The following is a 19809-nucleotide window of genomic DNA, read 5'->3' as shown; positions in this document are numbered from 1 at the left end:
TTTTGCTTGGAGCTTTTGGCTCCCCGACCTGGGCTCGAACCAGGGACCTACGGATTAACAGTCCGGCGCTCTACCGACTGAGCTATCGGGGAACATCTACTACATTGACACTGACTAAAAAGCCCAGTGAACTGACTGGGCTTTGCTGAATTTTTGGCTCCCCGACCTGGGCTCGAACCAGGGACCTACGGATTAACAGTCCGGCGCTCTACCGACTGAGCTATCGGGGAACATCTACAGCAGAGAAGCGGAATTATAGGGAGCGTCTCTTACCCTGTCAACGCCGATTCTTCACTCAAAACACCTTTTTGCACCGACGCGAACTCGTCCTATAGCTGACCACAGAAGCTGGCCGCAGGAAGGACGGCCGTTCGCCTCAACGCTCGAGCAGATTCAGCTTGTCCTTCACGTCCTTGAACTCGTCGGCTTCGGGCAGCGGCGCCTTCGTCTTCGTGATGCTCGGCCAGTTGCGCGCGAGATCGGCATTCAGTTCGATGAACTGCTGCTGGTCGCCGGGCACGTCTTCTTCGGCGTAAATGGCATTCACCGGGCATTCGGCCACGCACACGGCGCAGTCGATGCACTCGTCCGGATCGATCGCGAGAAAGTTGGGACCTTCACGGAAGCAATCCACCGGGCACACATCCACACAGTCGGTGTAGCGGCACTTGATGCAGCTTTCGGTCACAACGTGAGTCATTCAGGCTCCTGCATGCGGAATTCGTGGGGGCGGCGTCCGGCAGCCTGCGTGGGTCAATGCGGGTACGCGCGCTGAAACGCGTATTGTAGCGTAACGGTCAAAACGGGCGCGACCGCCGCGGGACGTGCCTTATATCGTTTTGGAATGTATGTATGCGCGGTTGCCAAAAACGGTCGGCGAGCGTCTTGCCGGTCCGCGCATTCGGGTAACATGGCCCCAAGGCACGCCGCGGCAAGACGGCGCGCGGTCTCATCGCTCGATGTTCCAGCCAAACCATGATCATCAATTCGCTGCTCGATACCGACCTCTACAAGTTCACGATGATGCAGGTCGTGCTGCATCACTTCCCGGCTGCGCACGTGGAGTATCGCTTCCGCTGCCGCACGCCGAATGTGGATCTCGTGCCGTACATCGACGAGATTCGCGACGAAGTGCGCCAGCTCTGCAATCTGCGCTTCCGTGAAGAAGAGCTCGACTATCTGCGGCGCATGCGCTTCATGAAGAGCGATTTCATCGACTTTCTCGCGCTCTTTCATCTCAACGAGAAGTCGATCCAGATTTCGCCGTCGCCGAAGAACAACGGCGAGATCGACATTCTGATCGAAGGGCCGTGGCTGCATACGATCCTGTTCGAGATTCCGGTGCTCGCGATCGTCAACGAGGTCTACTTCCGCAACACGCAGCGTCAGCCGGAGTACGAGACCGGGCGCGAGCGCCTGCGCGACAAGATCAAGCTGCTCGCCACGCCGCCCGAGTACTCGGATTGCAAGATCGCCGATTACGGCACGCGCCGCCGTTTTTCGAAGCAGTGGCACGAGGAAGTGGTGCTGACGCTCAAGGAGCGGCTCGGCGCGCAGTTCGCGGGCACGAGCAACGTGTTCTACGCGATGAAGCACGGCCTGCGGCCGCTCGGCACGATGGCGCACGAATATTTGCAGGCGTGTCAGGCGCTGGGTCCGCGCCTGGGCGATTCGCAGATTTTCGGCTTCGAGATGTGGGCGAAGGAATATCGCGGCGACCTCGGCATCGCGCTGTCGGACGTGTACGGCATGAAGGCGTTCCTGCGCGATTTCGACATGTACTTCTGCAAGCTCTTCGACGGCGCGCGCCACGATTCGGGCGATCCGTTCGACTGGGGCGAGCGCCTCATCCGGCATTACGAAGAAAATCGCTGCGATCCGCGCACGAAGGTGCTGGTCTTCTCGGACGCGCTCGACATTCCCAAGGTGCTGCAACTCTACGAGCGTTTCCGTGGGCGCTGTCAGCTTGCGTTCGGCGTCGGCACGAATCTCACGAACGATCTCGGCTATCAGCCGCTGCAGATCGTCATCAAGATGGTCCGCTGCAACGGCCAGCCGGTGGCGAAGCTCTCCGATTCGCCCGGCAAGAACATGTGCGACGACAAAGCGTATCTCGCTTACTTGCGTCAGGTGTTCGGCATCGAGCAACCGGTCGAAGAAAGCTGACACCGCACGCGGCCTATGCCGTTCGGCCGAGGTCCGTCCCGCGCGGACCGGTCGATATAATCGGTTTCAGCTTCACGTCGCGGATTTATCGCCGCGACTTCTCCACGCATGCATCGACGAGGACGGCACCATGGACACATCGGCCGCGCGCCGCAACATTCTCGCGCGCATTCGCAGCGCGCAGGGCAGGAAAGGCGCGCCGACCGAGGCCGAGCGTGCCGCCGTCGACGAGTATCTCGCGCGGCATCCCGCCGGTCCGCGTCCGCCGCTTCCCGCCACGCGCGACGAACTGATCGCGCGTTTTCGTCTGGAAGCGGAGCGACTCTCGACGAGCGTCGCCGAAGCCGAGGCGCTCGCCGACGCCCCTGCCGAAGCCGCCCGCTATCTCGACGCGCTCGGTCTGTCGCGCGATGTCGTCGCGTGGCCCGCGCTCGCTGATTTGCCGTGGATGCAAGCGGGCATCGCGGCGTCGCTGCGCAAGCCCGTCGATGCGGACCTCGTCGGCATCACCGGCTGCTTTTGCGCGGCTGCGGAGACCGGCTCCATTGTGCTGCTGTCGGGACCGGAGACGCCCGCGTCCGGCGCGCTTCTGCCGCAGACGCACATCGCCATCGTGCCGGCGTCGCGCATCGTCGCCGCGCACGAAGACGCCTTCGCGCTGATGCGCGCGGAGCGGGGCGAGTTGCCGCGCGCCGTGAACTTCGTGTCGGGGCCGTCCCGCACCGGCGATATCGAACAGACCATCGTGCTCGGCGCGCATGGCCCGTATCGTGTCCACGCCATCATCGTGCGGGGAGCGTAGGGACAGTGCCGCGTTTCGTTTGGGGCTTTCTGCTATCGCTTTGCGCGATCTCTGACGCTTCGGCCGCCGCGCTCGACGGCGCGTCCCTGTCAGCGGCGTGGGGCGTTCCATTCATCGGCATCCTGCTGTCCATCGCGGTGTTTCCGCTCGTCGCCGGCAAAGTGTGGCATCACCATTTCGGCAAGATCGCGGCGGCCTGGGCGCTGGCGTTCCTCGTGCCGTTCGCGTTCGCGTTTGGCATCGGCACGGCGTTCGGCGTGCTCGTTCACGCGATGGTCGAAGAGTACGTGCCGTTCATCATCTTGCTCGCCGCGCTCTATACGGTAGCGGGCGGCATCTGCGTGCGCGGCAATCTGCACGGCTCGCCGCGCGTCAACACCGCGTTGCTCGCGCTCGGCACCGCGCTTGCCAGCATCATGGGAACGACGGGCGCGGCCATGCTGCTGATTCGTCCGCTCTTACGGGCCAACGACAATCGCAAGCATGTCGCGCATGTCGTGGTGTTCTTCATCTTTCTGGTGGCGAATGCGGGTGGCTCGCTGTCACCGCTCGGCGATCCACCGCTCTTTCTCGGCTTTCTGAACGGCGTCGATTTCTTCTGGACGACGCAGCATCTCGCACTGCCGACGCTCTTCGTCTGCGGCGTACTGCTCGCGCTTTTCTACGCGCTCGACAGCTACTTCTGGCGCGGCAAAGGCGAGTCGCGGCGGCCGTTTCTCGATCCGACGCCGGACACGCCCACGCTCGGCGTCGACGGCATGATCAATTTCGTACTGCTCGCCGTGATCATCGGGCTCGTGCTGATGAGCGGCTTGTGGAAGCCGGGCGTCGCATTCGATGTATTCGGCACGCACGTCGCATTGCAGAACGTCGTGCGCGATGCGGCGCTGGTGCTCGTGCTCCTTGCCTCGCTCGCGCTCACGCCCAAGCGCGCCCGCGCGGGCAACGCATTCGACTGGGCGCCGATGATCGAAGTCGCCAAGCTCTTCGCGGCGATTTTCGTCACCATCGCTCCGGTCATCACCATCCTGCGCGCCGGCGAGGCGGGCGCGTTTGCCGGGATCGTGCGCGCGGTATCGGATGCGAACGGCGAGCCTGCTCATCTGGCCTATTTCTGGGCGACCGGGCTGCTCTCGTCGTTCCTCGACAATGCGCCGACTTACCTCGTCTTCTTTAACCTCGCGGACGGCGACGCAGACACGCTGATGACCACGGGCGCCACGACGCTCGCCGCCATCTCGGCGGGCGCGGTCTTCATGGGCGCGAATTCGTATATCGGCAATGCGCCGAATTTCATGGTGAAGGCGATCGCGGAATCGCGCGGCGTGCGCATGCCGGGTTTCTTCGGTTACCTCGGCTGGTCATGCGTCGTGCTGTTGCCGCTTTTCGCCGTCACCGGCTGGCTATTTTTCTAGGAGCATGAGATGAAGAAAGTGCTTGTGGCTCGCCCTACGTTTCCTGACGTGATCGAGCGCCTGAAACAGTATTTCGAAGTCGACGTGAACCTGGGCGACGTGCTGCCGCAAGACGAATTCGCGCGCCGGCTCGCCGATAAGGACGGCGCGTTCACGGCCGGCGAGATGGTCGGCGAGAAGGAACTGGCGGGCGCGCCGAACCTGAAAGTGGTCGCCAACATGGCGGTCGGCTACAACAATTTCGACATGCAGGCGTTCGACGCGCACAAGGTGCTCGGCACCAACACGCCGCATGTGCTCAACGAAAGCACCGCCGATTTCGGCTGGGCGCTGATGATGGCGGCGGCGCGTCGCGTCACCGAGTCGGAGCACTTTCTGCGCGCGGGCAAGTGGCAAAAGTGGTCCTACGATTCGTTCCTCGGCGTCGACGTGTACGGCTCGACGCTCGGCGTGATCGGCATGGGACGCATCGGGCAGGCGCTCGCGCGGCGTGCGAGCGGCTTCAACATGCGCGTGATCTATCACAACCGCTCGCGCGTCGCGCCCGAGATCGAGGCGCAACTCAATGCGGAGTACGCGTCGAAGGAAGATCTGCTCAAGCGCGCGGATCATGTCGTGCTCGTGCTGCCGTACTCGAAGGAAAGCCACCACACGATCGGCGCGGCCGAGCTCGCGCTGATGAAGCCGACGGCCACGTTGACGAACATCGCGCGCGGCGGAATCGTCGATGATGCGGCGTTGATCGAAGCGCTGCGCGAGAAGCGCATCGCGGCAGCGGGCATCGACGTGTTCGAAGGCGAGCCGAATCTGAATCCCGGTTTCCTCGCGCTGGAGAACGTCGTGCTCACGCCGCATATCGCGAGCGCGACGGAGACGACGCGTCGCGCGATGGCGAATCTCGCCGCGGACAATCTGATCGCCGCGCTCGGCGAAGGCCCGCGCGCCGGCAATCCGCCGAATCCGATCAACCCCGGCGTGCTCGGCTCATGATCGAATTGCTGTACGGCGCGCTCGCGTTGCTGGCGGTCGCGCTGGTCATCGCGTTGATCGCGCTTGTCGCTGTCATGCGGCGCGCCGCGTCTGTCGATATCGACGAGGAGTTCGCCGCGCTCACCGATCGCGTGAACGACATGGGCGAAGCGCATGCGCGCGCGCAGGAGCGGCTCGAACGCGGACTGCGCGGCGACATCGCGGAACATGCGCGCGTCTCGCGCATGGAATCGCAGGGCGGTTTCGCGCAGTTTCATCAGACGCTCGCAACGCAACTGGCGAGCACGTCGAGCGTGCAAAACGCGCAGTTCGACGCGCTCGCCCAGCAACTCGCGCAGCAGAGCCAGCAGGCGCGCGAGGATCAGAGCAACGCCCTTAAGCGTTTCGCCGATTCCATGACGCTGCATCTCGCGCAACTTTCCGAAGCGAACGACCGGCGCCTGGCGGAAGTGCGCGCGACGCTGGAAGCGCGCCTTAAGGACATCGAAGCGAACAACGCCGCGAAGCTCGAAGAAATGCGTCGCACGGTCGACGAGAAACTGCACGCGACGCTCGAGCAGCGGCTCGGCGAATCGTTTCGGCTGGTGTCGGAAAGGCTGGAGCAGGTGCATCGCGGGCTGGGCGAGATGCAGTCGCTGGCTGCGGGCGTCGGCGATCTGAAGAAGGTGCTCACCAACGTCAAGACGCGCGGCATCTGGGGCGAAGTGCAGCTCGAATCGCTGCTGGAACAGTTGCTCACCCCCGATCAGTACGCGAAGAACGTCGCCACCGTGCCGAACAGCAACGAACGCGTCGAGTTCGCGATCAAGCTGCCGGGCCGGCACGACGCGCCGGGTATCGCCGGTTCATCGGGCGATGTCGCGACGCCGGTGTGGCTGCCCATCGACGCCAAGTTTCCCCGCGAGGACTACGAGCGTCTTATCGACGCTCAAGAGCGCGCCGATCCCGTCGCGGTGGAAGAGGCGTCGCGCGCGCTCGAAGGACGCTTGCGCGCCGAGGCGCGGGCGATCGCGCAGAAGTACGTCGCGCCGCCTTATACGACGGATTTCGCGTTGCTGTTCCTGCCGACCGAAGGGTTGTACGCCGAAGTACTGCGCCGTCCGGGCCTGAGCGACTTCTTGCAACGCGAGTACCGCGTGAGCGTCGCTGGCCCAACGACGCTGACCGCACTGCTCAACAGTTTGCAAATGGGATTCCGGACGCTCGCCATCGAGAAGCGGTCGAGCGAAGTGTGGCAAGTGCTCGGCGCGGTGAAGACGGAGTTCGGCAAGTTCGGCGACGTGCTCGCGCGCACCAAGGCGCAACTGGAAACCGTCACGCGGTCGATCGAGGCGGCGCAGACGCGCACGCGTCAGATGGGCAAGCGCCTGCGCGACGTGGAGGCGCTGCCTCACGAGAAGGCGGCAGGCGTGCTCGGAGATCTGTCGTCGCCCGAGAGCGACGACGAAGTGTGAAGCGCGCTCAGGCGGCGCCGTCCGCGAGACGATCCAGCGAATCGCCGGTAATACGCACGACGCGCCAGTCCGGCAGCACCGTCGCGCCCATCTTCTCGTAGAAGTCGATGGCGTTCTGGTTCCAGTCCAGCACCGACCACTCGAAGCGTCCGCACTGGCGCTCGACGGCGAGCGCGGCCAGTCTCTTCAGCATCATCGTGCCGACGCCGCTGCCGCGCAGCGCGGGGCGCACGTAGAGGTCTTCGAGATAGAGACCGCGCTTGCCGAGGAAGGTCGAGAAGTTGTGGAAGAAGAGGGCATAGGCGACGACTTCGCCTGCCTGCTCGGCGACGAGCGCCTCCGCTGCCGGGCGCGCGCCGAAGAGCGCGTCCCGCAAGCCGTCCTGCGTCGCGACGAAAAGATGCGTGAGCTTCTCGAACTCCGCGAGTTCGAGCATCAGGCCGTAGATGGCGCCGATGTCGGCGGGCGTGGCCGGTCGAATGGACGCGGCGCTCATGCTTCTTCCGGTGCGTCGGACAGCACAATTTCGATGCCGCCGAAGCGCGACGCCACCCAGTTATACGCGTGGCAGGCAATCCACAGCAGCACGAAGCCGAGAATCGCGTTGAGCAGCAGCGCGCTCGTCACCGTGCTCACCTCGACCGAGCCGTAGCGCACGAATGCGACGACGACGCCGAGCAGCACGATCGGCACGCTGAAAGTCAGATACACGAGGATCAGCGCCTTGGCCGTCTGTCCCGGTGCGATGGATGAGATCTGCTTTTTCATGGGAGGAGAACCCCGTCTATCGATAGTTGGAATGTGGGTCGCCGCGGCTTCGCGCATGATGAGTTCGCTATTGACTGTTCGCTGTCAGATGAGGCCGTCGAACGGCACGATGTTCACTTCGTCGCCCGCGTCGATATCGGCGCGGTCGTGTTCCAGCACGATGAAGCAGTTCGCCTCGCTCATCGAACTCAGCACGCCCGAGCCTTGCGGGCCCGTCGTCACGACGCTCCACTGGCCGTTGCTGTCGCGCGTGGCGATCCCGCGCTGGAATTCTGTGCGGCCCGCGCGTTTGCTGATCGGCGCGGCACTGCGCGCGCGAATCACCGTCGGTTCGTGCCGCGTCGCGCCGGACATTGCGATGAGCGCCTCGCGCACGATGAAGTAGAAGGTCGCCATGACCGCGACCGGGTTTCCCGGCAAGCCGAAGAAGAGCGCCGACTTGCCTGTGCCCGCGCGAGGACCGGACCACAGACGGCCGAACGCGAGCGGCCGTCCGGGGCGCATCGCGATTTTCCAGAACGCGACGTCGCCGAGCGAGTTCATCAGTTCGCGCGTGAAGTCGGCATCGCCCACGGACACGCCGCCCGAGCTGATCACCACGTCCGCGGCTTCCGTCGCCTCGCGCAGCGCTTTTTCCAGCGACGCGCGATCGTCGCGGACAATGCCCAGATCGACGGTTTCGACATTCAGCCGGCGCAGCATCGCGAAAAGCGTGTAGCGGTTGCTGTCGTACAGCGTGCCGGGCGTCAGCGGTTCGCCGACGGAGCGGAGTTCGTCGCCCGTCGAGAAGAACGCGACGACGAGGCGCTTATGCACGTCGACTTCCGCGATGCCGAGCGAGGCCAGCAAGCCGAGATCCGACGCGCGCACGATGCGGCCCGCGCGCAACGCCGGCTTGCCGCGCGCGAGGTCTTCGCCCGACAGCCGCCGGTTCTGGCCTGCGCGGACGGCGTCGGCAGCAAAACGAATCTTGTCGCCTTCGCGGGCGACGAGTTCTTGCGGCACGACGGTGTCGCAGCCTTCGGGCATCAGCGCGCCGGTCATGATGCGCACGCATTCGCTCGGCGTCGGTCGACCCGCGAACGGCCGTCCGGCGAGCGCGGCGCCCGCGACTTCGAGCGTCAAAGCCTGCGTTGCCGACGAGAGCGCCGCGCCGGAGAACGCATAGCCGTCCATCGCGGAGTTGTCGAACGCCGGCACGTCGATGGGCGAGATCACGTCTGCGGCGAGCACGCGGTTCAGCGCATCGAAGAGGCCGACGCGCTCCACCTGCTGCGCCTGCCCGCGCGGCATCGCCCATTGACGCACGATTTCCTGCGCCGCCTCGACGGGCAACGCATTCGGATCGTAGTGAGCGACGCAACCGGACAGTGGCTTCAACGTGGTCATGAACTGGCGTGAGGCGCGACGTGCGCGAGAAGCGGCAGACGCCGCGTGACGAAAGGCCGCCGGTGGGCTGGCGCAACGCTGTGCGAGCGCCGGCGTCTCTTTACCGGCGCTCCAGCTCGGCTAGCTGGCGTAAATCATTAATATTGTAAAACGCGCGATCCTCGTGAAATGGCACTTGCACCGCCTTGTGGCGCGCGTACCACGCGCGTACTTTGCGCTCGCCGGCCGCGAGCCGGGCGTCGAGATCGTCGGCGAGCGAGGCGCGCTGAATCGCGAAAACCGGGTGCGCGATGCGTTCGCCGGTCGGTTCGATCGTCGCGGCATAGGCGATGTCGGCGTTTTCGGCGTCGAGCGCTTCGCCGAGCAGCACGCCGAGCCGTTCATCGACGAACGGAGCGTCGCACGGCGCGATCAGCACGAACTCCGTGTGCGCCGCGCGCAACGCCGCCGCGATGCCGGCGAGCGGGCCGGGGTAGTCGCCGAGCGTGTCCCCGATCACGCGGGCGCCGAACGGCGCGGCAAGTTTCGAATACGCCTGGATGTTCCGGTTGGCGCTGATCAGCATGGCGCTCGCTTGCGGCGCCAAGCGGCGCAGCACGTGCAGCGCGAGCGGTTCGCCGAGAAACGGCTGCATGCCCTTGTCGACGCCGCCCATGCGCGAGCCGCGCCCGCCCGCGAGCACGAGACCGGTGATGTTCGAAGCCGAAGCGGCGCGCGCAGTCCCGATCACGTGAAAAGACTCAGCCGCCGATGTACGACATTTCCACGCGCGGGCCGTCTTCCCGCGAGGCCGCCGACGCGCTGCCGCGCAACTGCGAGTAGCGGTCGCCGCGCGCTTCCCAGATGCGGGCGATGGCCGTGGCTACGTCGTCATCGCTCGCACCGCCGCGGATCAGCGCGCGCAGATCGTGGCCAGCGGACGCGAAGAGGCACAGATAGAGCTTGCCTTCGGTGGAAAGCCGGGCGCGCGTGCACGAGCCGCAGAAGGCGCGCGTGACGCTCGAGATCACGCCGATTTCGCCGCTGCCATCCCGGTAACCCCAGCGTTGCGCGGTCTCGGCGGCGGTGTGCGCTTCGAGCGGCGCGAGCGGGAAGTGCGCCGCGATGCGCTCGACCACTTCCGCGGACGGCAGCACTTCGCTCATGTTCCAGCCGTTGGACGCGCCGACGTCCATGTATTCGATGAAGCGCAGAACCACGCCGCTGCCTTTGAAATGGCGCGCCATCGGCACGATTTCCTGGTCGTTCGTGCCGCGCTTGACGACCATGTTGACCTTGATCGGCGCGAGACCGGCCGCTTGTGCCGCCGCGATGCCTTCCAGCACGTCGGCGACGGCGAAATCGGCGTCGTTCATGCGGCGAAAGAGGGCGTCGTCGAGCGCATCGAGGCTGACCGTGACGCGCGAGAGGCCCGCGTCCTTCAACGACCGAGCCTTGCGCGCGAGCAGCGAACCGTTGGTCGTGAGCGTGATGTCGAGCGGCCGGCCCTCGGGCGTGCGCAGTTGCGCGAGCCGCTCGATCAGAAATTCGATGTTCTTGCGCAGCAGTGGCTCGCCGCCCGTCAGGCGAATTTTCTCGACGCCATGCGCGACGAACACGCGTGCGAGCCGCTCGATTTCCTCGAACGACAGCAGCGCGGAATGGGGGAGAAACGGGTAGTCCTTGTCGAAGACATCGCGCGGCATGCAGTAGACGCAGCGGAAGTTGCAGCGATCCGTGACCGAGATGCGCAAGTCGCGCAGGGGACGCGCGAGCGTGTCCGTCAGCAAGCCGGATGGCGCTGCCGCGGCGCCGGCGAAATCCGGGATCGCGCTGACATCGGCTAACGGGATGATGCGTCGGTACATGGCTGCTCGGGACTTCGGTCGAAAAGGCGATCAGCCCATTTTAGCGGAAGCGGGCAAGTCCGGCCGGGCACGGCCAGGCTCGGTGGACCGGGCTTTCCACTAGTGCGCAAAGAAAAAACGCCATCGACCTGAGGTCGATGGCGTTTCGCATGCTACATCGCGCGATCCCGTCAGTGCGCGCTCTTGCCGGTTTCCACCTGCTGCATCGGGGCGGTGTCGAGCGGCGGGAGCGGCTTGCGCTCGCGCGGCACGCGCACCGGCGCCGGTTCCTGCGCGGCCGCGGCATTGGCCGCGCGCAGCTTGTCGGCGTCCGTGTTCACCCAGACGAGGCCGGCCGTGTCGAGCATCGGCTTCAGCGCGTCCGTTCCCGTCGACGATGCGGCGGGCGTCGGTTGCGTCGCGGCAGGCTTCACCGGCTCCGACACGACCGGAACCTGCGGCTCGATCGTCACTTCCGGCTGCGCTATCGGCGCGGCTTCCGACTGGATCGGCTCGACCGCGGTCGCAGCCGGCGTCGAAGCAATCGCGGCGGTTTTCACCGGCTCGGAGACCACGGGTGCTTCCTGCGCTGTTTCCGCCTGGCTCGCGGCTTCGACGGGCTTCGGCTCGTCGACGACCACCGGCGCGAACGGATCGACCGGCTTCGTTTCCGCGACCTTCGGCGACGGCCCGAACGGGTTCTCGACGGCCGGTGCCACTGCGGGCTTCGCGAAGATGTCCGGCGCAGGCTGGGAATCCGCGTTGGCTTCTGCCTTCGCTTCTTCGCTCGCTTGCAACGGCTCGGCTTGCGCGGCCGACGCTGCTACCGGCGCGGCTTCCTGCGGCTGCGCCTGGCGGTTGTCCGCAACCCGCTGCGACTCGGCTGCAACTGGACGCGTTTCTCGGCGTGCGGCGGCTTCCTGCGCGGCTTCGGCATCGAACACACCAGCTTGCGCCGACGTGCTTTCGGCTGCGCCTTCGGCTTCCGCGACATCGGCGGCGTGGTTCACCGTCATGCCTTCTTCATCGCGATCACGGCGACCGCCACGGCGACCCCGGCGGCGGCGACGGCGCTCTTCGCCTTCGCGCGCGGCTGCGGCCTGATCGGCGGAGAGGGCATCGATGTCTTGCGGCAAAGCGTCGGCATTAAGCGGCGTGGTGTCCGCAATTTCCGATGCTGCCGTCTCGCCTTGCGTCAATGCTTCGACGGCGGCTTCCGGCTGCGGCTTGCGGCGCTCAGCGCGTTCGGGACGCTCCGTCCGTTCGGCGCGCTCGCCACGGTCGGCACGCTCGCCACGGTCGGCACGCTCGCCACGCTCCGGACGCTCGCGGCGTTCCTGACGCTCGGCGGCTTCCGGACGCGGTGCGCGCTCGGCGCCACGTTCCTGGCCGCGATCGCGCGGCTCACGCGGCTCGCGCGGCTCACGAGCCTCGCGCGGTTCGCGGGCCTCACGCGGTTCGCGCGTCTCGCGGGGTTCACGCGCCTCGCGCGGTTCCCGGGCTTCGCGCGGCTCGCGGACTTCGCGCAGTTCACGGCCTTCGCGTCCTTCGCGAGCTTCGCGCGGCTCGCGGCCTTCACGCGTGCCACGTCCTTCGCGATCTTCGCGACGCGCGGGCTGACGGCTCGCACCGTTGCCGGTCGTCGCCGCGCCATTGGCGGCCGCGCCTTCACGGCCCGCGCCGCCGCGACGATTGCGATTGCGGTCGCCGCCGCCCGTGCGCTCGCCGCGCTCGCCGCGTTCCGTACGCTCGCGCTGCGGGCGCGCTGCCGGCTGCGCTTCGACGGGTGCCGGCGCGGGCTTCATTTCAGGCTGAATGCCAAAGAGGTTCTTGATCCAGGCGATGAAACCGCCGGTCGCCGGCACCGGGGTCGGTGCGGGCGCGGGCGCGGCCTCGACAGGCGCGGGCTTGACCGGCGCGCTCGGCGCCGGCTTCTCGGGCGTGATGCCCTTGACCGCCGCTTCCTGCTTCGGCTTCACTTCCTCGGCGCGCTTGCTGTAGCCGGTCTCGGATTCGAGTTCGCTCGCCGCTTCGACGGCCATCTTCCACGAGGCGCGCGGGTCGTCCAGACGCGCATCGTCGTGACGCAGGCGCTCCAGCTTGTAATGCGGCGTCTCCAGATGCTTGTTCGGAATCAGAACGACGTTCACCTTGAAGCGCGACTCGATCTTGTTGATTTCCGAGCGCTTCTCGTTCAGCAGGAAGGCGGTCACCTCGACCGGCACCTGGCAATGAATCGCCGCGGTGTTTTCCTTCATCGCTTCTTCCTGAATGATCCGCAGCACTTGCAGCGCGGACGATTCGGTATCGCGAATATGGCCCGTGCCGTTGCAGCGCGGGCAGGTCACGTGGCTGCCTTCGGACAGCGCCGGACGCAGGCGCTGACGCGACAGTTCCATCAAGCCGAAGCGCGAGATCTTGCCCATCTGCACGCGCGCGCGGTCGTGCTTGAGCGCGTCTTTCAGGCGTTGCTCGACTTCGCGCTGGCTCTTGGCCGACTCCATGTCGATGAAGTCGATCACGATCAGGCCGCCCAGATCGCGCAGGCGCAACTGACGCGCGACTTCGTCGGCGGCTTCGAGATTGGTGCGCGTGGCGGTTTCCTCGATATCCGCGCCCTTGGTGGCGCGCGCCGAGTTCACGTCGATGGCGACGAGCGCCTCGGTGTGATCGATCACGATCGCGCCGCCCGAGGGCAGCGGCACCGTGCGCGAGTACGCCGTTTCGATCTGATGCTCGATCTGGAAGCGCGAGAAGAGCGGCACGTCGTCGTGATAGCGCTTCACCTTTTGCAGGTTGTCGGGCATCACGATATCCATGAAGGCGCGCGCCTGGTCATGGATTTCGGTCGTGTCGATGAGGATTTCGCCGATGTCCGGCTGGAAGTAGTCGCGAATCGCGCGGATGACGAGGCTCGATTCGAGATAGATGAGCATCGGCTGGCCGGCGACGCCACTTTGCGACGCGGCTTCGATCGCGCGCCACAGCTGCATCAGGTAGTTCAGGTCCCACTGGAGCTCTTCCGCCGAACGGCCGATGCCGGCCGTGCGCGCGATGATGCTCATGCCTTCCGGCAGTTCCAGCTGCGCCATGGTTTCGCGCAGTTCCTGCCGCTCGTCGCCTTCGATTCTGCGCGAGACGCCGCCGCCGCGCGGGTTGTTCGGCATAAGCACCAGATAGCGGCCGGCCAGCGAAATGAACGTGGTCAGCGCCGCGCCCTTGTTGCCGCGCTCTTCCTTTTCGACCTGAACGATGAGTTCCTGGCCTTCGCGCAGCGCATCCTGGATGCGCGCGGAGCGCATCTCGACGCCGTCGCGGAAATACTGGCGGGCGACTTCCTTGAACGGCAGAAAGCCGTGGCGGTCTTCGCCGTAGTTGACGAAGCAGGCTTCGAGCGACGGCTCGATGCGGGTGACGACTCCCTTGTAGATGTTGCCTTTGCGCTGTTCGCGCCCGGCGGTTTCGATGTCGATGTCGATGAGCTTCTGTCCATCGACGATGGCGACGCGCAGTTCTTCTTGCTGCGTCGCATTGAACAGCATGCGTTTCATTGAACGGCTCCAGAGCGGCTTTGACCCTTCCTCGTCTGGCGAATCGGCGCGGATTCGAACATCGGCGCGAAGCGGGAGGGCGGGCGTGCCACGCTTTTTGTGTTGTCACAAAAGCACGCCGGAGCGGATTTTAGGCGGGAGAATTGCCGAAAGCTGGCATCGGGCCGACGAATGCGGCGGCCGGGCCAAGGGGCACATGCGACAACGGCAGCGCGCGGAGGCGATGCGGCCCGTGGCAAGGACGAACGGCGGCGCGGGGCTTTCCGCGTCTCGAAATGGACGCACGGAAAGCCGCAGCGCTCTTTCAACAGAGCCTTTCCCTCCCGACGGCGTTCGCGAAAGGAAGAGCGGTGTCGCGCGAACCGGCGCGATGCTTCGTTACCGATCTTCGTCTTCGCGGACGTGCCGCGCCGGCAGCCGCGGGCTACGTGCTCCCGCCTGCTTGCCGTGTCTCGCCTCGTTGCGGCGTTTTTTTGCGTCTCGCGCTTCGCAGGAATCAGCGCAGCAGCGAGATGCGTCGCCGTTGTTCGCAAATCGGCGAGCCCCGATGTGCCGTCTTCGCCCGTTGCTCGATGGCAGGGCTAAATTGGGCGGGCAGCCGGTTGAACGCCCGGATGCCATCAGTTCTCGCCGATGAAATTCTTTTTGACCAAAAATCCGTTACCGATCGGCGATCGACCCGACCGAACGCGCCTGTGGGCTCCGTCCCTGCCGGTGATATCGCCGTGCGTGCAACTCGTTGCTCGATTTTCCGGGCGAGCAACCGGCCCTGGGCGCAAGTAAAATAACGGTTTATCGCTTGCACCTGTACAGTCTGATGAATCGCGCCGTAGCTCCTCATGGGTAACTGAGTCGAGTCCGGCCTTTTCAGGCTGCTCGCAAATTATATTCAGAATGAATGAGTTAGGCAAAACATCCCATAAACAAGTTGCAAGCGAGCGCACGTCGATGATCGAAGTCGATGAAACCGCTGCCGGACAGCGCATCGACAACTTCCTTCTGCGCGTCTGCAAGGGCGTGCCCAAGAGCCATATTTACCGGATTCTCCGCAGCGGCGAAGTGCGCGTGAACAAGGGCCGCATCGACGCCGCGTACCGGCTGGAGCTGGGCGATCTCGTGCGCGTGCCGCCCATTCGCATCGCGCAGGCCGACGAAGCGCCGGTGTCGTCGAATGCGCCCGCCGCCGAATTCCCGATTCTCTTCGAAGACGAGCACCTGATCGTCATCGACAAGCCGTCGGGCGTGGCGGTGCACGGCGGGAGCGGCGTGGTGTTCGGCGTCATCGAGCAACTGCGCAACGCGCGGCCGCACGCGAAGTTTCTGGAACTGGTGCATCGGCTGGACCGGGAGACGTCCGGCGTGCTCATGCTCGCCAAGAAACGCGCGGCGCTCGTCAACTTGCACGAGCAGATTCGCGAAAATCGCGTCGACAAGCGCTATTACGCGCTCGGACACGGCGACTGGCCGAGCGACTGGGGCCGGCGGCGCATCGTGAAGGCGCCGCTGCACAAATACGTGGCGGCGGACGGCGAGCGGCGCGTGCGCGTTCAGGAAAACGGGCTGGCGTCGCATACGGTGTTCAACTTGATCGAACGTTGGACGGATTACGCGTGGGTCGAGGCGGAACTCAAGACCGGCCGCACGCACCAGATTCGCGTGCACATGCAGAGCATCGGCCTGCCGATTGCGGGCGACGCGAAATACGGCGACTTCGCGCTGAACAAGGAACTCGCGCGGCCGAGCGCGATGCCTTCGCTCAAGCGCATGTTTTTGCACGCCTATCGGCTGAAAATCACGCATCCCGCGACCGGCGCGCCGCTGCAGTTCGAAGCGCCGCTGCCCGCCGAGTGCAGGCGCTTCATCGAACAACTCAAAAACCGAGAGACATAAATGGCGCGGCAGCAATTCGATCTGATCGTTTTCGACTGGGACGGCACGCTCATGGATTCGACCGTCCACATCACGCGGAGCATTCAGGCGGCGTGCCGCGATCTCGGCCTGCCGGTGCCCGCCGACGAATCCGCGAGCTACGTGATCGGCCTCGGCCTCAAGGACGCGCTGCAAATCTGCGCGCCGACGCTCGATACGAAGGACTATCCGCGCCTCGCCGAGCGGTATCGCTTCCATTTTCTGACGATGGGCCAGCAAACCGAGCTTTTCGCCGGCGTGCGCGAACTGCTGCAGGAATTGCGCGACGAAGGCTATTTTCTGGCAGTGGCAACAGGCAAGAGCCGCGTCGGGCTGAACCGGGCGCTGGATCAGTCGCGCCTGACGAGCGTTTTCGACGGCACGCGCTGCGCCGACGAAACCTTCTCGAAGCCGCACCCGGCGATGCTTCAGGAGCTCACGCGCGAACTGGGGCAGGACCTGTCCCGCACGCTGATGATCGGCGACACCACGCACGACCTGCAAATGGCCATCAACGCGGGCGCGGCGGGCGTGGGCGTCGCGTACGGCGCGCATCCGGCGGATTCGCTCACCGCATTGCAGCCGCGTTTTTGCGCAGATAGTGTCGCGTCGCTGGCCGGCTGGCTTCGGGAGCACGCATGACCGAGCCGACACGAGAGGCGGTGCGCGTCTGCGCATCCGACGAACTGGTCGATGGCGGCGCGGGCGTGCGGCTCGGGGCGCAGGACGGGAGCGGCGAGGCGGTCGTGTTCTTCGTCCGCTACGACGGCAAGCCGTACGGCTACCTGAACCGCTGCGCGCACGTGCCGATGGAACTCGACTGGGCCGAAGGCCAGTTCTTCGAAAGCTCGGGCCTATACTTGATGTGCGCGACGCACGGCGCGATCTACGAGCCGGACACGGGCAAGTGCGTCGGCGGCCCGTGCCGAGGCGCGCGGCTTCGGCCTGTCGCGGTCGAGGAGCGCGAGACGCCGGAAGGCCGCGCGGTGTTCTGGCTGCCCGACGACGCGCTTCGCCCCGCCTGATTCCCCTTTTTTCCTTTGACCCGGCCGTACGACCGGAAGACCACGCATGTCCGATAACCTTTCGCCCAACCCGCGCGGCAACGACAACTGGGAGCGCGACGCGCTGGAACGCGTCGCGCTTGCCGCGATTCGCGAGCAACGCGCCGCGCGCCGCTGGCGCATCTTTTTTCGCTTCGTCTTTCTCGCGGTGCTCGCGCTGATCGGGTGGGGCGTGTTCGATTTCACCGGCGATCACGTCGCCAAGTCCGGCAAGCACACGGCGCTGATCGACCTTCAGGGCGAAATCTCCGCGAACAGCGACGCGAGCGCCGACAACATCGACGGCGCGCTACAAAGCGCGTTCGAAGACGACGGCACGGCGGGCGTGATCCTGCGCATCAATAGTCCGGGCGGCAGTCCGGTGCAGGCGGGCATCATCAATCGCGAGATTCGGCGGCTGCGCGCGAAATATCCGAAGACGCCGCTCTACGTGGTCGTCGACGACATGTGCGCGTCGGGCGGCTATTACGTCGCGGCGGCAGCGGACCGCATTTATGTGGATCGCGCGAGCATCGTCGGGTCGATCGGCGTGCTGATGGACGGTTTCGGCTTCACGGGCCTGATGGACAAGCTCGGCATCCAGCGCCGCATGCACACGTCGGGCGCGAACAAGGGCGCGTTCGATCCGTTCTCGCCCGAAACGCCGCAAATGACGGCGCACGCTCAGGAGATGCTCGACGAGATTCACACGCAGTTCATCGACGCGGTGAAAGAGGGACGCGGCAAGCGTCTGAAGGACGATCCGGATCTCTTCTCCGGCATGTTTTGGACGGGCGAAAAGAGCGTGCAGCTCGGTCTCGCAGACGGCTTCGGCGACGCGAACTACGTGGCGCGCGAGATCATCAAGCAGCCGGATATCGTCGATTACACGCAGAAGGAAAGCATCAGCGAGCGCGTGGTGCGGCGCTTCGGCGCTTCCGTGGGCGATGCCGCCGTGCGCGCGCTGACGCTCGGCGGCAAGGTGCAGTTGCGCTGATTCGTAACGCGCTTACGACGCGAGCAGCAGAAAAATGGCCGGGCGCTTGTGCAGGTCCGGCGCGGCGTGCTTTTTCCAGTCGGCTGCCGTGCGCGTGACGATTTGTTCGCCCGGCAGCGTCAGGTCCACGGCCACGCAGATCAGCGTCGAAGGCGCGCAGGCCGCGACGAGCGTGTCGAGCATCGCGCGGTTGCGGTACGGCGTTTCGATGAAAATCTGCGTTTGATTCGCCTTGCGCGACAACTGTTCGAGTTCGCGCAGGCGCTTGCCGCGTTCCGCTGCATCGACCGGCAGATAACCGTTGAACGCGAAGCTCTGGCCGTTCATGCCCGAGGCCATCAGCGCGAGCAGGATCGAACTCGGACCGACGAAGGGCACCACTTTCACGCCGCGCTCGTGCGCCCGCCGCACCAGCAGCGCGCCGGGATCGGCGACGGCGGGGCAGCCCGCTTCTGAGACGAGGCCGGCGTCGGCGCCCGCGAGGATCGGCGCAAGCAGCCGGTCGATTTCGGCGCGCGGCGTGTTCACGTTCAGCTCGCGTATCTCGATTTCCTGAATCGGCCGTTCGGTGCCGACTTTCTTCAGAAACGCCCGCGTGGTCTTCGCGTTTTCGCCGATGTAGTAACCGAGCGCCGCAGCCCGCGCGCGCACCGGCTCGGGAAGCACGGACGCGAGCGCGGCGGCGTCGCCTTCGCCGAGCGTGTTCGGGATCAAATAGAGAACGCCGCTCATGCCGCCCCCAGAACCGAGAGGCCGGCGGCGCGCAGCATCTTTGTCAGCGCGATGAGCGGCAGGCCGATGAGCGCCGTCGGGTCGTCCGAGTCGATCGCGTCCAGGAGCGCGATGCCCAGACCCTCGGATTTCGCGCTGCCCGCGCAGTCGTAGGGCGTTTCGGCGCGCAGATAGGCTTCGATTTCAGCGTCCGAGTAGTCGCGAAAGCGCACGCGCGTGACGATATCGGCGGATTGCACGTCACCCGTGCGCGTGTCGAAGAGGGCGAGCGCGGAGTGAAATTCGACGCTGCGGCCGCGCATCGACCGAAGCTGTTCGACGGCGTTGTCGTGCGTGCCCGGCTTGCCGAGCTGACGGCCATCGAAGGTCGCGACCTGATCGGACCCGATCACGAGCGCGCCCGCCGCGTCCGCCAAGCGCTCGGCAGCGGCGCGCGCCTTCGCGATCGAAAGCCGCACGGCGGTGGCTTCGGGCGATTCGCCTTCGAGCGGCGTTTCGTCGATATCGGGCGAAACGACGTCGAACGGAATGCGCAGGCGCTGCAGCAACTCGCGCCGATACGGCGAACTGGACGCCAGCACGAGGCGCGGCGCTTGAGGAATCGACATATTGAAAACCGGTGAAATGGGTGGATAAGCCACAGACCGCGTACGCAGCCTTAACTATTTGACTCGAAAGAATAAAGCCTATATGATTTTGGGCTTTTCATCGGCTGTCAGGGCATTGGCGCGGGCGGGAATGCAAATTGGGGCGTGCCGGGCGTGCTCC

18 protein-coding genes and 2 tRNA genes are annotated in these 19809 nt (G+C 65.5%); 9 read left to right on the top strand and 11 right to left on the bottom strand.

All coding sequences use genetic code 11. The features are described from left to right. Nucleotides 1-16: 16 nt before the first annotated feature. From HWX53_RS21050 to fdxA, 3 genes are all read right to left on the bottom strand, one after another. Nucleotides 17-92 (bottom strand) — tRNA-Asn (locus tag HWX53_RS21050). A gap of 62 nt (nt 93-154) precedes the next feature. Further along, nucleotides 155-230, bottom strand: a tRNA-Asn gene (locus HWX53_RS21045). 146 nt (nt 231-376) lie between these two features. Next, nucleotides 377-700 (bottom strand): ferredoxin FdxA, encoded by a 324-nt coding sequence (fdxA, locus tag HWX53_RS21040; protein WP_175944513.1) that lies wholly within the window; start codon nt 698-700, stop codon nt 377-379. 275 nt (nt 701-975) lie between these two features. On the opposite strand from fdxA, the gene pncB reads away from it, so the two are divergent. From pncB to rmuC, 5 genes are all read left to right on the top strand, one after another. Further along, nucleotides 976-2166 carry a nicotinate phosphoribosyltransferase gene (gene pncB, locus HWX53_RS21035; RefSeq protein WP_175944511.1) on the top strand — a complete coding sequence of 397 codons (1191 nt, stop codon included), beginning with the start codon at nt 976-978 and terminating at the stop codon, nt 2164-2166. A gap of 130 nt (nt 2167-2296) precedes the next feature. Beyond that, nucleotides 2297-2968: a lactate utilization protein C gene (locus tag HWX53_RS21030; RefSeq protein WP_175944509.1), complete on the top strand. Its 672-nt coding sequence runs from the start codon at nt 2297-2299 to the stop codon at nt 2966-2968. Between the two features lie 5 nt (nt 2969-2973). Further along, the gene (locus tag HWX53_RS21025; RefSeq protein ID WP_175944507.1) at nt 2974-4383 is read left to right on the top strand and encodes a sodium:proton antiporter; all 1410 of its coding nucleotides are present in this window, start codon (nt 2974-2976) and stop codon (nt 4381-4383) included. 9 nt (nt 4384-4392) lie between these two features. Then, nucleotides 4393-5373 carry a D-glycerate dehydrogenase gene (locus tag HWX53_RS21020; protein ID WP_175944505.1) on the top strand — a complete coding sequence of 327 codons (981 nt, stop codon included), beginning with the start codon at nt 4393-4395 and terminating at the stop codon, nt 5371-5373. Then, on the top strand, nt 5370-6827 hold the full coding sequence (gene rmuC, locus HWX53_RS21015; RefSeq protein ID WP_175944503.1) for a DNA recombination protein RmuC: 1458 nt from the start codon (nt 5370-5372) through the stop codon (nt 6825-6827). The genes HWX53_RS21020 and rmuC overlap by 4 nt, the downstream gene beginning before the upstream one ends. Nucleotides 6828-6834: 7 nt before the next feature. Here rmuC and HWX53_RS21010 read toward each other — a convergent pair whose 3' ends face one another. The 6 genes from HWX53_RS21010 to HWX53_RS20985 all read right to left on the bottom strand — a co-directional run bounded on the left by HWX53_RS21010 (nt 6835) and on the right by HWX53_RS20985 (nt 14361). Next, nucleotides 6835-7323 carry a GNAT family N-acetyltransferase gene (locus HWX53_RS21010; RefSeq protein WP_175944500.1) on the bottom strand — a complete coding sequence of 163 codons (489 nt, stop codon included), beginning with the start codon at nt 7321-7323 and terminating at the stop codon, nt 6835-6837. Continuing rightward, on the bottom strand, nt 7320-7595 hold the full coding sequence (locus HWX53_RS21005; RefSeq protein ID WP_049655276.1) for a hypothetical protein: 276 nt from the start codon (nt 7593-7595) through the stop codon (nt 7320-7322). Before HWX53_RS21005 ends, HWX53_RS21010 begins: the two co-directional genes overlap by 4 nt. A gap of 84 nt (nt 7596-7679) precedes the next feature. Next, the gene (glp, locus tag HWX53_RS21000; RefSeq protein ID WP_175944498.1) at nt 7680-8984 is read right to left on the bottom strand and encodes a gephyrin-like molybdotransferase Glp; all 1305 of its coding nucleotides are present in this window, start codon (nt 8982-8984) and stop codon (nt 7680-7682) included. A 100-nt stretch (nt 8985-9084) separates the two neighbouring features. Beyond that, a complete protein-coding gene (mobA, locus tag HWX53_RS20995) occupies nt 9085-9639 on the bottom strand; it encodes a molybdenum cofactor guanylyltransferase MobA (RefSeq protein WP_241269899.1) in 555 nt (184 codons plus the stop codon). Nucleotides 9640-9724: 85 nt separating this feature from the next. Next, entirely contained in the window at nt 9725-10831 is a 1107-nt protein-coding gene (gene moaA / locus HWX53_RS20990; RefSeq protein ID WP_175944496.1) for a GTP 3',8-cyclase MoaA, read from the bottom strand. 170 nt (nt 10832-11001) lie between these two features. Beyond that, entirely contained in the window at nt 11002-14361 is a 3360-nt protein-coding gene (locus HWX53_RS20985) for an Rne/Rng family ribonuclease (protein ID WP_175944494.1), read from the bottom strand. Nucleotides 14362-15255: 894 nt separating this feature from the next. Between HWX53_RS20985 and HWX53_RS20980 the strand changes: the two genes are divergently transcribed. The 4 genes from HWX53_RS20980 to HWX53_RS20965 are packed head-to-tail and all read left to right on the top strand — an operon-like array spanning nt 15256 to nt 18309. Beyond that, entirely contained in the window at nt 15256-16251 is a 996-nt protein-coding gene (locus HWX53_RS20980) for an RluA family pseudouridine synthase (protein WP_175944492.1), read from the top strand. Next, complete coding sequence (locus HWX53_RS20975; RefSeq protein WP_175944490.1) at nt 16252-16911, top strand: HAD-IA family hydrolase; 660 nt, start codon at nt 16252-16254, stop codon at nt 16909-16911. Beyond that, a complete protein-coding gene (locus HWX53_RS20970) occupies nt 16908-17294 on the top strand; it encodes a Rieske 2Fe-2S domain-containing protein (protein WP_175944487.1) in 387 nt (128 codons plus the stop codon). Before HWX53_RS20975 ends, HWX53_RS20970 begins: the two co-directional genes overlap by 4 nt. A gap of 46 nt (nt 17295-17340) precedes the next feature. Continuing rightward, complete coding sequence (locus tag HWX53_RS20965) at nt 17341-18309, top strand: S49 family peptidase (RefSeq protein WP_175944485.1); 969 nt, start codon at nt 17341-17343, stop codon at nt 18307-18309. A gap of 12 nt (nt 18310-18321) precedes the next feature. Here the strand turns inward: HWX53_RS20965 and HWX53_RS20960 are convergent, their stop codons facing one another. Both HWX53_RS20960 and HWX53_RS20955 read right to left on the bottom strand, forming a co-directional pair. Continuing rightward, nucleotides 18322-19041, bottom strand: a complete 720-nt coding sequence (locus HWX53_RS20960) for an SAM-dependent methyltransferase (protein ID WP_175944483.1) — start codon at nt 19039-19041, stop codon at nt 18322-18324. Next, nucleotides 19038-19649: a Maf-like protein gene (locus HWX53_RS20955; protein ID WP_175944481.1), complete on the bottom strand. Its 612-nt coding sequence runs from the start codon at nt 19647-19649 to the stop codon at nt 19038-19040. Before HWX53_RS20955 ends, HWX53_RS20960 begins: the two co-directional genes overlap by 4 nt. Nucleotides 19650-19809: the final 160 nt, after the last annotated feature.

Source organism: Caballeronia sp. BCC1704 (assembly GCF_902833455.1).
Classification (GTDB): Bacteria; Pseudomonadota; Gammaproteobacteria; order Burkholderiales; family Burkholderiaceae; genus Caballeronia.
The sequence above is the reverse complement of the archived record's forward strand: the minus strand, read 5'-3'. Positions and strand labels throughout refer to the sequence as shown.

What these genes read in the sequence shown, in the direction of transcription:
- fdxA (WP_175944513.1), bottom strand. Translation starts at nt 700, where the DNA reads ATGACTCACGTTGTGACCGAAAGCTGCATCAAGTGCCGCTACACCGAC.
- pncB (WP_175944511.1), top strand. Translation starts at nt 976, where the DNA reads ATGATCATCAATTCGCTGCTCGATACCGACCTCTACAAGTTCACGATG.
- HWX53_RS21030 (WP_175944509.1), top strand. Translation starts at nt 2,297, where the DNA reads ATGGACACATCGGCCGCGCGCCGCAACATTCTCGCGCGCATTCGCAGC.
- HWX53_RS21020 (WP_175944505.1), top strand. Translation starts at nt 4,393, where the DNA reads ATGAAGAAAGTGCTTGTGGCTCGCCCTACGTTTCCTGACGTGATCGAG.
- rmuC (WP_175944503.1), top strand. Translation starts at nt 5,370, where the DNA reads ATGATCGAATTGCTGTACGGCGCGCTCGCGTTGCTGGCGGTCGCGCTG.
- HWX53_RS21010 (WP_175944500.1), bottom strand. Translation starts at nt 7,323, where the DNA reads ATGAGCGCCGCGTCCATTCGACCGGCCACGCCCGCCGACATCGGCGCC.
- HWX53_RS21005 (WP_049655276.1), bottom strand. Translation starts at nt 7,595, where the DNA reads ATGAAAAAGCAGATCTCATCCATCGCACCGGGACAGACGGCCAAGGCG.
- glp (WP_175944498.1), bottom strand. Translation starts at nt 8,984, where the DNA reads ATGACCACGTTGAAGCCACTGTCCGGTTGCGTCGCTCACTACGATCCG.
- mobA (WP_241269899.1), bottom strand. Translation starts at nt 9,639, where the DNA reads ATGGGCGGCGTCGACAAGGGCATGCAGCCGTTTCTCGGCGAACCGCTC.
- moaA (WP_175944496.1), bottom strand. Translation starts at nt 10,831, where the DNA reads ATGTACCGACGCATCATCCCGTTAGCCGATGTCAGCGCGATCCCGGAT.
- HWX53_RS20985 (WP_175944494.1), bottom strand. Translation starts at nt 14,361, where the DNA reads ATGAAACGCATGCTGTTCAATGCGACGCAGCAAGAAGAACTGCGCGTC.
- HWX53_RS20980 (WP_175944492.1), top strand. Translation starts at nt 15,256, where the DNA reads ATGAATGAGTTAGGCAAAACATCCCATAAACAAGTTGCAAGCGAGCGC.
- HWX53_RS20975 (WP_175944490.1), top strand. Translation starts at nt 16,252, where the DNA reads ATGGCGCGGCAGCAATTCGATCTGATCGTTTTCGACTGGGACGGCACG.
- HWX53_RS20970 (WP_175944487.1), top strand. Translation starts at nt 16,908, where the DNA reads ATGACCGAGCCGACACGAGAGGCGGTGCGCGTCTGCGCATCCGACGAA.
- HWX53_RS20965 (WP_175944485.1), top strand. Translation starts at nt 17,341, where the DNA reads ATGTCCGATAACCTTTCGCCCAACCCGCGCGGCAACGACAACTGGGAG.
- HWX53_RS20960 (WP_175944483.1), bottom strand. Translation starts at nt 19,041, where the DNA reads ATGAGCGGCGTTCTCTATTTGATCCCGAACACGCTCGGCGAAGGCGAC.
- HWX53_RS20955 (WP_175944481.1), bottom strand. Translation starts at nt 19,649, where the DNA reads ATGTCGATTCCTCAAGCGCCGCGCCTCGTGCTGGCGTCCAGTTCGCCG.